The sequence below is a fragment of the Pseudomonas izuensis genome, assembly GCF_002356535.2.
In the GTDB taxonomy this organism is placed as follows: Bacteria; Pseudomonadota; Gammaproteobacteria; order Pseudomonadales; family Pseudomonadaceae; genus Aquipseudomonas; species Aquipseudomonas izuensis.
The window spans coordinates 4,990,084-5,002,370 of the sequence record NZ_AP017423.2; the positions used below are offsets into that span (position 1 = coordinate 4,990,084).

9 protein-coding genes are annotated in these 12,287 nt (G+C 56.2%); 8 read left to right on the forward strand and 1 reads right to left on the reverse strand.

Going from position 1 to position 12,287, the window contains the following annotated elements:
- The first annotated feature begins 31 nt into the window (after nucleotides 1–31).
- From LAB08_RS22065 to LAB08_RS22075, 3 genes are all read left to right on the forward strand, one after another.
- Nucleotides 32–3,286 carry a hypothetical protein gene (locus LAB08_RS22065; protein ID WP_096509713.1) on the forward strand — a complete coding sequence of 1,085 codons (3,255 nt, stop codon included), beginning with the start codon at nucleotides 32–34 and terminating at the stop codon, nucleotides 3,284–3,286.
- Nucleotides 3,287–3,655: 369 nt separating this feature from the next.
- Nucleotides 3,656–5,065: a hypothetical protein gene (locus LAB08_RS22070; RefSeq protein WP_096509712.1), complete on the forward strand. Its 1,410-nt coding sequence runs from the start codon at nucleotides 3,656–3,658 to the stop codon at nucleotides 5,063–5,065.
- 88 nt (nucleotides 5,066–5,153) lie between these two features.
- Nucleotides 5,154–6,773 carry a hypothetical protein gene (locus LAB08_RS22075; protein ID WP_157755687.1) on the forward strand — a complete coding sequence of 540 codons (1,620 nt, stop codon included), beginning with the start codon at nucleotides 5,154–5,156 and terminating at the stop codon, nucleotides 6,771–6,773.
- A gap of 95 nt (nucleotides 6,774–6,868) precedes the next feature.
- Here LAB08_RS22075 and uraH read toward each other — a convergent pair whose 3' ends face one another.
- On the reverse strand, nucleotides 6,869–7,222 hold the full coding sequence (gene uraH / locus LAB08_RS22080) for a hydroxyisourate hydrolase (RefSeq protein ID WP_096509710.1): 354 nt from the start codon (nucleotides 7,220–7,222) through the stop codon (nucleotides 6,869–6,871).
- Between the two features lie 432 nt (nucleotides 7,223–7,654).
- Between uraH and puuE the strand changes: the two genes are divergently transcribed.
- The 5 genes from puuE (at nucleotide 7,655) to LAB08_RS22105 (ending at nucleotide 12,152) form a co-directional block, all read left to right on the forward strand.
- Nucleotides 7,655–8,581: an allantoinase PuuE gene (gene puuE / locus LAB08_RS22085; protein WP_096509709.1), complete on the forward strand. Its 927-nt coding sequence runs from the start codon at nucleotides 7,655–7,657 to the stop codon at nucleotides 8,579–8,581.
- Nucleotides 8,578–9,093, forward strand: coding sequence for a 2-oxo-4-hydroxy-4-carboxy-5-ureidoimidazoline decarboxylase (gene uraD / locus LAB08_RS22090; protein WP_096509708.1), 516 nt, complete (start codon nucleotides 8,578–8,580; stop codon nucleotides 9,091–9,093). Before puuE ends, uraD begins: the two co-directional genes overlap by 4 nt.
- A 90-nt stretch (nucleotides 9,094–9,183) precedes the next feature.
- The gene (alc, locus tag LAB08_RS22095; RefSeq protein WP_096509707.1) at nucleotides 9,184–10,179 is read left to right on the forward strand and encodes an allantoicase; all 996 of its coding nucleotides are present in this window, start codon (nucleotides 9,184–9,186) and stop codon (nucleotides 10,177–10,179) included.
- A gap of 117 nt (nucleotides 10,180–10,296) precedes the next feature.
- A complete protein-coding gene (locus tag LAB08_RS22100) occupies nucleotides 10,297–10,800 on the forward strand; it encodes an ureidoglycolate lyase (protein ID WP_007988150.1) in 504 nt (167 codons plus the stop codon).
- Between the two features lie 50 nt (nucleotides 10,801–10,850).
- On the forward strand, nucleotides 10,851–12,152 hold the full coding sequence (locus LAB08_RS22105; RefSeq protein ID WP_096509706.1) for a urate hydroxylase PuuD: 1,302 nt from the start codon (nucleotides 10,851–10,853) through the stop codon (nucleotides 12,150–12,152).
- Nucleotides 12,153–12,287: the final 135 nt, after the last annotated feature.

Genomic DNA, 12,287 nt, shown 5'->3' on the forward strand with positions numbered 1-12,287 from the left:
TTTTTCCAAACAGCCCGACCAGGAAGTATGTATGGCGCACAATTTCACGCCTTCCGACGCAACAGACTACGACGCCATCAAAGTGTCGGACATTGATCCGCCTTCTTTGGCTGGAGCCGATCAGGAAATCGCGGATTTTATCCGCAGCAACGGAGCCTCGACTGCCGGTGACCAGCGCCCTCGATCCGCCAGGAAGCGGGAACGGGTGCTGCGGGCCCTGGATCAGCATTATGGACCGCTGATAGTTGGCCAATTCACAGTCAGCCGCATAGAACTTCACCTGATGAATGCCACCATTGATGGTGAGCCGCTGGATATCGGCAACACCAACTTTCGCCGGCCCCCCCAGGCATTTATCGACGACATACAATTGAACCCCGCTGATGTCGAAAATCGCATCCGGGCGAGCGGCACTGTTGGCGACTACACGATCCCGACCCTGTTGTTCGAGATTGCAACTCATCGCTCGGTCGACGCATCACCGCTGTTCAGCGAGGCACAAGGCACTCACACGCAAAAGATCGACAGGCTTTTACAATCAGCCCAGAAACTGGATATCCGCGATACCCGCTTACCCGAAAATGTGCCTGGCTGGGTCAACAAACAGAAAAGCAAAGTCGTTAACAGCATGGGCGTCGGGTTACAGGCGTTTGGTATCTATAGCGGTTTGATGGGCATTTGCGACGCGATCAAAAGCGGTGATCGTACCGAAGCGGCGATCAATGCCGGGGCGGTGGTGACGGAGCTCGGTTCGCTGATCATCGAGCGCGGCCTGGTTAAAACCGCCCAAGAGATGATTGAAAACAGTGCGCTGGTCTACCAGGGTTTTTCCAGGACTCACTTTGGTCTACACCTGTCGCGTGGAGCGGGTTTGATCGCAGGCGCCTTGACCCTGCCCTTCGACATCTACTTGGCGATCAAAGCGCTGAACGATGCCTCTCAAACCACCGGCAAGCAGGCCCTGGATCATTACGTCGCAGCCGGCTTGAACCTGACCAGCGCCGCATTGACCCTGATTCTCGGCACGGCGGCCCTGGCCGGCTTCGCACATGCCGGTCCGCTGGGAATCGCGGCGGCAGCCATTCTGATTACGGGATCGCAGATCTACAGCGCCGTTCGCTATGTGGACGACATTGACGATTACATTGAGCTGAGTGTCGATGAACGTCTCGTTACCGGCTTTCTTGCCTTTCTCAACCAAAGTCCGCCGCAACGCATTGAGGACCGATACAGCATCGCTTTGACTAAAGATCAGCACTCGAAAATGCTCACCAAGAGAGCGCGTAACTGGCTCGATGGACAATTGAAAGGCAGTGTCGAGGCCATCGTAAATGGCAAGGTGACTGTTTCCCTGAAAGCCAACCAAGTGTTTTGGTTCGAGGAGGATTCCGAAGGCCGCGAATCGATGGGCTCCACGGAAATCAAGGCGCCACAGATTCAGGACGAAAACGATACCATCGACGCGCGCAACGGAATTCCTTCGGATCTCCCTGGAGTAGTGAAGGGAACCGGCGGTGAAACCAAAGCAACGCTTTGGCTGCTGGGAGGCGGGAAAGACACCGTCATCGGTGTCGAAAAGAAACCCAATCATTTCATCTATGGCACAGGCTCAAAGCACCTGACCGGTGGTGATCAGGATGATCAGTTCCTGTTTGAAGGTGCCGTACAGACGCTCAAAGCGCCCGCGCCTGTCCAGACAGATGCGCAACTTCTAGGTGGCGACGGTAACGACACGCTGGTTTTCCAAGGCAAGCTGGAAAGCCGGGACGTTTCTCCACACACCGGCTATGAAATTGATTTGGAGAACGGCCGGATCCGCCTGCTGAGCAATATCGGTTCGATGCCTCCTGTCCACCTGACAGCGCTGGAAAGTATTGAAAACGTCGAAACGCTCTCCGGCGCGAGAAACATCGTGAAGGGATCCGCCGGTGCGAACCGTATCGTTTCCAGAGGCCACGACGAGATCGATGCAGGTGGTGGTGATGACACGATTTATCTGATGGGGAGGTATGGAAGTGCTGCAGGTGGCGCAGGCCTAGACCAGTATTACGTTGCCCACAAAAGCGGCACTGTCGTCATCAGCGAGGACCCGCAGGAAGAAAGCGTGATTATCCTGGACTGGCCATTTGAAGCCATTGAGCGGTGGTCCATTGAAGGCACTTCACTTGTGGTTTCGTCGCGGTGTGGACCCGATGGAGAATTACCGGAAAGAAAGCTGGTCATCAAGGGCGTCTATAAAACAACGGAAAACAAACGCCTGTTCCAGGAACAGATACTACGTTTCTTGACCCTGGACGGGTTTCAACTCTCCCCTGACTTCCCCGATGAATTGGAAGGCCTTGATAACCACAGTGTTGAAGTCTTGATTCTGGTGAAGGGGAGAAGGCCGTCCCCATTGATTCTCAACAGCCCTGAGCATGAAGTGTCCTCCACCACACACCCAAATTATTTCATTAATAGGGACACACCCGAAACCCGCTTCACAATCACAAAAAAAGACAATAACGCCGTAAACACTATTTTTATCGATTATGACAGTAAGGAAATGGTTTCAGCTCAAGCCACCTATACGATTCGAGCTGACAGTCAGTATGCCCATCACAATGCAACCGCCAGCAACACCTCCCTGAAACTTAACTTTACCAGCAAAACTTTAACACTCGAAGAGTTTATATCCGATGGACATTACACCTATTCAAACATTTCCCACTCGAATTACATGAGCAAAGAAATGAAATTGAATCAGGCATTAATCGTAACAATGCGCGACGGAGTGTCCTATCGAATAATCCCTCCTCCAGCGCATAACCATGCTTACGGAGACACTCCGGGTCTTGTAAAGATAGATGGCGAGTGCATGCTTAAAAGACGGACAGGACGCTACCACTTTCTTACCCCTGAAGATAGCAAGGCCCTCATACTTGATTCACACCCGCAGATTGTCGATCTCCCTGGGCGCTTGTCAAATACGACACTATCACTCGAGGGGAAAGGCTCGACCTATCATGTCCGGTTCGAAACACACACCCAACTTCGAATATCTACACCGGGCGCACTCGCTAAAATATCCAACGCATCGACCTGGTATTTTTACACACGGTTTCTGGACCCTTCCATAAAAAAACTATCGGAAAATAAACTTCTGATCGGGCAAACCATTATCTACCTCCCCGAATATAACAATGAAGACACACCTATCGAGGATATATATCTGGTGAGCGCTTCTGGCACCTTACATAAAGTTGATCTTATTTTCGGATTAATCTATCTCCACGCAACAAGTTAAAAACAGCCAGAGATTACTTAAATCTCAACAAACCCATTCACTTTGCACAACATAACTATCACCCTCTGCATTAAGCGTAATCAATACTATAAACCTGTCTGATCGGGCGACTCGCTCCCAACTGGCAGGTGTGAATCTATCCAAACGAGCGATATCTATTACTGGAGTGACATAGGCATGAAGCCACCAAGAAAACCAAAACCCGGTACTCCGGAAACTGACCCATCTATTAGAAACAACCAGGGCGAGGACGGGAGAACTCCTTGGCACCACTTGCCTGATCCCAACATTCCCGGACCTGCCATCGACTTGCCGGGGAACCAACGGCCTGAAGGGCAATCGGACAATTCCCCGCAAGGACCATCGATTATGGTGGTGGACATTTCCACGCCCGGGCCACTTGTAATCAGCCCCTCTGGCATAACATCCGACATCAACTTTCTGCCCTCCGCTCTGATATCGAGATTACCCGCCCCACTTACCGACGGATTACGCCATGGCCAACGCAACACGATGTATGCAGAAATCGAAAATGAAGGCGTCACGCTGGTGCGACGCCGAGATGACGGCGAGTACCAAGCGTCATCCGCCAATGAGCTGATCGCCACAGGTCCGGTACTCGAAAGAATTGCCGGAACGGTGTTCTGGCGCAGGAAAACCACAGACGCCCCTGGGCGCAACCCACAATCGTCAAGCTCGACGGACGAACAACCCGGCCCAAGCACCAACAAGCGGCCGCGCCTGGATGAAGACGACAGCGATTTAGCCCAAGCACACCCCCTCCTCTCAGACCTTCTCACGCAGCCCGCCTCTCCTATAGATCTGTCTTCTGCGTTATGGAAGAACTGGGGAAGTTCGACAAAGCCTCAATCGGCGAACTCCATTGAAATCGAAGGGCTTCATTATCGCGTCGTACCTCAAGGATCGTTGGCGAACACTGAAGTTGCTTTAATGGAACATCCCCGGTTTTCACCTTCACGCTATGAAGCCTTCGAAGAGATGCTGCAGGACGATCTATCACTGCAACCCAGGTGGGCAGTCAAACAGAACGGCGAGTGGAAAGTGCCGGACAACCTCTACCCATTCGACAAGAGCTTGACCGGTTACATCGCCGAAACTTTCAGGGACTACTCGGATGAGACATTAAATACCGTTGCAAGAACGCTATTTAATCGCGCCGATCATTCGGAGGTTATCAACAGCCGTGGCCTTATGGTCTTGAAGCAGACCTTTCGTAACTGGGCCAATGCCAGCAGCGCCACAATACCTCGACGAGAACTGGCCGACCCGCTGCTCATGCTTCCCGTCATCACCAGAACCACCAATACTGGCTGGTTGGCGCTGCCCCCTTCTGATGCTGCCGTAACGTTGCGACGGCTGGACTTTGCCCCGCATCGTTTCCCTGAGGAATGGAGAAACTTTTCTGCCAACCCTTCCAACTTCAACCTCAAGCGGCTGGTGGCAACCGTGCTGGTGCGCAATGGGTACAGTGTTTTTCCTTTAACAAACGAACACCAAGGCTCAACGCTCGTTTTCACCCGCGCCAACCACGATGCCGTTTTTTTCCTGAAACTGGGTCGTGTGGAGGGCCACGCAATCAGAGACATCACCCCACCGGGCAATGAACTTTCCGACCCGCATCTGACAGCCCGTATCGGCGAACAAGCACGAACAGCACTGCTGACTGCTCACGACCAGAACAAAGTGGTGTGGCTGCTTGGTGGAACCCAGATAACCGCCTCGGGATGGCAGTCGGTTTTCATTATCAGGGAACGCTGACAGACGCCTCATCTCGCCGGTCATGCCGGCGAGAACTGACCGCGCATTTCAGGCACATACATTTCATACGACTCCAAAAAGGTTTTCAATGAGCCCAAAACATCCCCTTCGCCCCAAATTCCCCGGCCCCCCAAACGATGGCCCCTCAGGCATACGCGACACGGCCGCGGACACTTTGCCCAGGCGTCCTGTCACCCCACAAGGCCATGAACCCGATTCGCAGCCAGGGCATCAATTCCCGGAGCACGCACAAACACTTGAGGTCCAGCCTCCGCCCATTGAGATCATCGACCTCCCTGCCGATCTGCACATCAGTCGTACCATTACTGACTTCCCATTGGGCAATTATTATCTGGCACCTGGGCTGGTAGAGCGGTTACCCGATCCCGACCCGGCGACCGGACTCCGATCAATTGTCTCCGGGCGCCAGTATGTCGATCTTGTAGAGGGCGGGACGGTATCTGTAGGCCACGACGCGCAAGGTCATTTCAGGGCAAAACAGATCACAGAGCTCGTGCCTTCAGGCCCGCGGCTTGAACGTGTGGAAGGAATGCTCAAATGGCGTCAGTTTCGACCCGACAACAGTGGCATGGTGGATTCAGAACTGATTGTGACAGTCAACCGACAGCCGGGCGATCCGAATGAGGAAGCAGGTCCCTCCAAGCGCCCACGCCGGAATGAAGAAGAAAACGAGGATGCTGCGTCATCCGTTCCGCGGATGTCCGAAGCCGATCCACCATCCGAGCCATGGCAAAACTGGGAAATCCCCGCTCAACATGCGTCGCCCGAAGATGTCACCATCGCGGGTGTTCTGTACAAGACCGTGCCGCGCGGTGAGTCGCCGGACCATCCCATTGTTTACATCAAGAACCCGACACACCTGATCTACGACTTTGATTTATTGCAAGCAACCCTCAGGCGAGAGCCCGAACAACAACCCCGTGGCGCTATCCAGGTGCCGCCGAACCACCACTGGGAAGTCGATCCGCAGCTACCCTTCGTCAGAGCGCTGACCGACTATGTCGCCACTTACTTTCCCGAGCTCTCGGAAATCTCTTTACTGAATGTCGCCAGAAAACAGTTTCACCTCGCCAACGGCTCCGAAGTCGCAACCAGCGCCGGGCTGACGACCCTCAGGCAAGTGTTCAATGACTGGAGGTCCCTGAACATCACACCACGGCCAGAGTTGGCTGATCCACTGCTCATGCTCCCCGTGTCGCCAATGACTGCAGGCGAGGGGATTTCCCGGGTTATGGAACTTCCCCTGCTTTCCGATCAAGCGCAATTACAGCGACTGGAATTTGATCCGCACAAGTTCCGCAACGAGTGGCGATACTTCACCACCACCCAAAATGCTGTCGACCTCAAGCTGTTCATGGCCAACCTTTTGAGCCGCAATGGATACACCGTGTTTGAGCCCACCGTCGCCCAGTCCTATCCCGTGTTGGTGTTCCGGCGAACAGGGCATGATTTTGTGTTCTTCATGACCCTGCATCGTGTTCTCGGTAAAAAAATTCATATTCCACCTTCCCGTGACCAGGGATTCTCCTCGAACAGGTGGCCGGAAATGATTGGCCCGTCGGCCATGCAAGCCGTTCAAGACGCCCAAGCGGCGAACAAGCTGGTCTGGCTCAAAGGCGGGAGCCAGATTTCAAAGGATCGCCCCGACGCTGTCTTTATTGTGCGATCGGATGATCCAAGGGCCTAAGCACGGCGCGAAAAAAAGCCCGCAGTGTGAGCGGGCGAAAGACCAAAGAAGCTATATGCGCAGTCGCTTCCAGGGTGAGGCAGCTGCTTGGGGGATCAGCTGCCGCGGTACGTGGAATAGCTGTAGGGCGAAATCAGCAGCGGCACGTGGTAGTGATCCTGTTCCGCCGAGATGCCGAAACGCAGCACCACGACATCCAGGAACGCAGGCGTAGGCAACTGGACCCCACGGGCGCGGTAGTAGTCGCCCGCATGAAACTGAACCTGATAGACACCGGTGCGGTAGTCATCACCCTGCAGCAGCGGTGCATCGACACGGCCATCGCTGTTGGTTATCGCAGTGGCGACCAATTCCAGGTGCGATCCTTCAACGCGGTACAGCTCGACCTTGATCGAGCTGCCCGGGCAACCATGTGCAGCGTCCAAAACGTGTGTAGTCAAACGTCCCATTGATTCTGCGCGCCTGCCTGCGTGGAAGCAGTCAGACCTCGCGCCTCCCGAAGTCAGTTAAAAGGAGACCGCACCGTTTCAGAACGCGAAAAGCTGCGGCGAGCGACTGATTAAGACATTTTTCAAAAAAATTGTACACAATAAAAGCGACATTTTTACGACCCTCTACGCCACCCAGGGATTTCCAGGCGATTTACGGCGAAAGCACCAAGAATCTGAACCCCGCAGCCATTAGCTGACCAACCAGGCAAATTTCTTGCAGGCTCCTCCCGATAGCACGCGAAGATGACCGTTAGCGAAAAATGCAAAAAATCAGGCTTACAAAGTGAATATAAAGTTGTATACAATCAGCCCATCGCTGTGACGCCAGCCTGCCACCCCCATCCAGGCGCGCCACACAATCTGCTACCACGAATAAGAAGGAAGACTGCAGTGAGCGCTGACTACCCACGCGACCTGACCGGTTACGGCAGTAACCCTCCTCACCCACATTGGCCGGGCAATGCCCGTATCGCCCTGTCCTTTGTGCTCAATTACGAAGAAGGTGGCGAGCGCAATATCCTGCACGGCGACAAGGAATCCGAAGCCTTTCTCTCGGAAATGGTCTCGGCGCAGCCGCTGCAAGGCGCGCGCAACATGAGCATGGAATCCCTTTACGAGTATGGCAGCCGCGCCGGCGTCTGGCGGATTCTCAAGCTGTTCAAGGAATTCGACATTCCGCTGACCATTTTTGCCGTGGCCATGGCCGCCCAGCGTCACCCGGACGTGATCCGCGCCATGGTCGATGCCGGCCATGAAATCTGCAGCCACGGCTACCGCTGGATCGACTACCAGTACATGGATGAAGCCCAGGAACGCGAGCACATGCTCGAAGCGATCCGCATCCTCACCGAAATCACTGGCGAACGCCCGCTGGGCTGGTACACCGGCCGCACCGGCCCGAACACCCGTCGCCTGGTGATGGAAGAAGGCGGTTTTCTCTACGACAGCGACACCTACGACGACGATCTGCCCTACTGGGAACCGAACAACCCGACCGGCAAGCCGCACCTGGTGATCCCGTACACCCTGGACACCAACGACATGCGCTTCACCCAGGTCCAGGGCTTCAACAAGGGCGACGATTTCTTCGAATACCTGAAGGACGCGTTCGACGTGCTCTACGCCGAAGGCGCCGAAGCCCCGAAGATGCTGTCGATCGGCCTGCACTGCCGCCTGATTGGCCGTCCGGCGCGTCTGGCCTCGCTCAAGCGCTTTATCGAATACGCTAAAAGTCATGAACAGGTGTGGTTCAGCCGTCGCGTTGACATCGCGCGCCACTGGCAGGAAACCCACCCGTACCAAGGGGCTGCCAAATGAGCACCTTTCAATCGATCAAACCCTCGACCTTGAGCCGCGACGCTTTCGTCAGCGTATTCGCCGATATCTACGAACATTCGCCATGGGTGGCCGAAAAGGCTTTCGAGCTGGGCCAGGACGCTTCGATCGACCAGATCGAAACCCTGCACCAACGCATGAGCGACATCCTTTTGAGCGCCGATCACGCCAGTCAGCTGGCACTGATCAACGCTCACCCGGACCTGGCCGGTAAAGCTGCCGTCCAGGGCCAGTTGACCGAAGCCAGCACGAATGAACAGGCTGGCGCCGGTATTCACCAATGCACGGCCGAAGAGTTTCAGCGCTTCACCGAGCTGAACGACGCCTACAAGGCCAAGTTCAAGTTTCCCTTCATCATGGCGGTAAAAGGCAGCAACCGGCATCAGATCCTCGCAGCGTTCGAAACGCGCATCCATAACCCGGTCGACACCGAGTTCAAGTGCGCGCTGGCGGAGATCAACAAGATCGCCCTGTTCCGATTACTGACCCTATAGCGATCCTGGCCCGAGCGTGCTCAAGAACGCCGAACACGCCCAGGGCCCTGAGAGCATCCCAAGCCACTTATTTAAAGGCAGACAAGAAGAATGAAAGCTTACGCCGTACCTTTCGAGAAGTTCGTCAACCTGGCCGACGCCCGCCTGGGCACCAAAATCATCTCGGTCACCGATGACTGGTTCGCAGACGCCAACCGTCTGTTCCAACCGACCCCGGCCGTATGGAAGGAGGGCGTGTTCGATGACAACGGCAAGTGGATGGACGGCTGGGAATCGCGTCGCAAACGCTTCGAAGGCTTCGACAGCGCGGTGATTCGCCTGGGCGTACCGGGTTCGATCAAGGGCGTGGACATCGACACTTCATTCTTCACCGGCAACTTCCCGCCGTCGGCTTCCCTGGAAGCCTGCTTCCTGGCCGAAGGCGAGCCGAACGAAAACACCCAGTGGGTTGAAGTGCTGTCCGCCGTCGAGCTGCAAGGCAACAGCCACCACTACCACGAAATCAAAAACGATCAGGCCTTCAGCCACCTGCGTTTCAACATCTACCCGGATGGTGGCGTGGCCCGTCTGCGCGTTTACGGCGTGCCGTTCCGCGACTGGTCGGCGGTTGGCGACAACGAACAGGTCGACCTGGCTGCTGCCCTGAACGGCGGTCGTGCCCTGGCCTGCTCCGATGAGCACTTCGGCCGCATGAGCAACATCCTCAACCCGGGCCGCGGTATCAACATGGGCGACGGCTGGGAAACCGCACGTCGTCGTACCCCGGGCAATGACTGGGTGATCGTCGCCCTGGGCCATGCCGGCGAAGTCGAGAAAGTCATCGTCGACACCCTGCACTTCAAGGGCAACTACCCGGACAGTTGCTCGATCCAGGGCGCGTTCGTGAAAGGCGGCACTGACAGCCAGATCGAAACCCAATCGCTGTTCTGGCGCGAACTGCTGCCAAGCCAGAAGCTGGAAATGCACGCCGAACACACGTTCGCCGAGCAGATCAAGGCGCTGGGCCCGATCACCCACATCCGCCTGAACGTCTTCCCGGACGGTGGTGTGAGCCGCCTGCGCGTCCTGGGCAAGGTCGCTAAATAAGCAGTGAGGCCATTCGCGAGCAGGCTCGCTCCCACATTTGAAATGCATTCCCCTGTGGGAGCGAGCCTGCTCGCGAAGACGTCAGATCCAACAACACAGAATTCGGATAAGAACAGCATGCGCACATTGACGATTGAACCGCTGACCAAAGAAGCCTTCGCCCCTTTCGGTGACGTGATCGAAACCGACGGCAGCGATCACTTCATGATCAACAACGGTTCGACCATGCGCTTTCACAAACTGGCGACGGTGGAAACCGCCACGCCAGAGGACAAGGCGATCATCAGCATTTTCCGCGCCGACGCGCAGGACATGCCGCTGACCGTCAGCATGCTGGAGCGCCATCCGCTGGGCAGCCAGGCTTTCATTCCGCTGCTCGGCAACCCCTTTCTGATCGTGGTCGCGCCACTTGGCGATGAACCTGTATCAGGCTTGGTCCGCGCCTTCGTCACCAACGGCAGGCAGGGCATTAATTACCATCGCGGCGTCTGGCACCACCCGGTGCTGACGATCGAAAAGCGGGATGACTTCCTGGTGGTTGATCGCAGTGGCACAGGCAATAACTGCGATGAGCATTTTTTCAAAGAGGATGAGCGTTTGATCCTCGCCCCCCACCAATAAGAGAAGGTCTGATCACTCGACAACAGAGTGACAGGCGAGAGGTAAAGACTGTGGAAGCACATCTGTTGGAATGGCTGAACCTGAGCGTGCGCTGGGTTCATATGATTACCGGTGTGGCCTGGATCGGCGCGTCGTTCTACTTCGTCTGGCTGGAAAACAACCTCAATCGGGTCAACCCGAAAAGCGGTCTGGCCGGTGATTTGTGGGCGATCCACGGCGGCGGCATCTACCACCTGGAAAAATACAAACTGGCCCCACCGACCATGCCGGACAACCTGCACTGGTTCAAATGGGAAGCCTACTTCACCTGGATGTCGGGTATCGCGCTGCTGTGCGTGGTGTTCTACTCCAACCCGACGCTCTATCTGCTGGCTCCGGGCAGCACCCTGAGCGGCCCTGAAGGCGTGGCCATCGGTATCGGCTCGCTGTTCATCGGCTGGTTCATCTACTCCTTCCTCTGCGACTCGGCCCTGGGCAAACGCCCTGCCCTGCTCGGCTTCATCCTGTTCGTCCTGATCATCGGCGCCGCCTACGGCTTCAGCAAGGTGTTCAGCGGTCGTGGTGCCTACCTGCACGTCGGCGCGATCATCGGCACCATCATGGTCGGCAACGTGTTCCGCATCATCATGCCCGCACAGCGCGCACTGGTGGCGGCAATCGCCGAGAACCGCACGCCCGATCCGGCACTGCCGGCCAAAGGCCTGCTGCGTTCGCGTCACAACAACTACTTCACCTTGCCCGTGCTGTTCATCATGATCAGCAACCACTTCCCGAGCACCTACGGCAGCCAGTACAACTGGTTGATCCTGGCGGGGATCGCGGTACTGGCGGTGTTGGTGCGTCACTACTTCAACACCCGTCACGACAGCCACAAGTTTGCCTGGACCCTGCCAGTGGCAGCGGTGGGCATGATCAGCCTGGCTTACGTCACCGGCCCCGCACCGATGAACAGCCCTGAAGTGGCCAAGGCGCCTGCGAAGATCGAATACCAGCCTCTGCCGGAAACAGCATTGGGCGGTGGTTTGAAACCGGCTGAGACAAAACCTGCCGAAGCTCCGGCAGCGGCGCCAGCGCAAGCGTCCAATGCCGGTCCTGGTTTCGACAAGGTGCACAGCGTGATTCAAGAGCGTTGCGCCGTTTGCCACTCGGCCAAACCGACCAGCCCGCTGTTCAGCGCAGCTCCGGCCGGGGTGATGTTCGATACCCCCGAACAGATCCGCCAGAACGCTGCGCGCATCCAGGCGCAAGCCGTCACCAGCCAGATCATGCCACTGGGCAACATCACGCAGATGACCCAGCAGGAACGTGACCTGATCGGCGCCTGGATTGTTCAGGGTGCCCCGACCAATTAAGTAGCAAAAAGCATCGCTGGCAAGCCAGCTCCCACAGGGATCACCTAAATCCTGTGGGAGCTGCGGTGCGACGATTCGACTTGCCAGCGATTGGCCGCGACGCGGTCGCCCTGATGCAAATAATCACAAGAATAA

Bases quoted from the DNA above. Each gene is read 5' to 3' on its own strand.
- LAB08_RS22065 (WP_096509713.1), top strand. From the start codon at position 32: ATGGCGCACAATTTCACGCCTTCCGACGCAACAGACTACGACGCCATC.
- alc (WP_096509707.1), top strand. From the start codon at position 9,184: ATGAAAGCTTACGCCGTACCTTTCGAGAAGTTCGTCAACCTGGCCGAC.
- LAB08_RS22070 (WP_096509712.1), top strand. From the start codon at position 3,656: ATGGTGGTGGACATTTCCACGCCCGGGCCACTTGTAATCAGCCCCTCT.
- uraH (WP_096509710.1), bottom strand. From the start codon at position 7,222: ATGGGACGTTTGACTACACACGTTTTGGACGCTGCACATGGTTGCCCG.
- LAB08_RS22100 (WP_007988150.1), top strand. From the start codon at position 10,297: ATGCGCACATTGACGATTGAACCGCTGACCAAAGAAGCCTTCGCCCCT.
- uraD (WP_096509708.1), top strand. From the start codon at position 8,578: ATGAGCACCTTTCAATCGATCAAACCCTCGACCTTGAGCCGCGACGCT.
- LAB08_RS22075 (WP_157755687.1), top strand. From the start codon at position 5,154: ATGAGCCCAAAACATCCCCTTCGCCCCAAATTCCCCGGCCCCCCAAAC.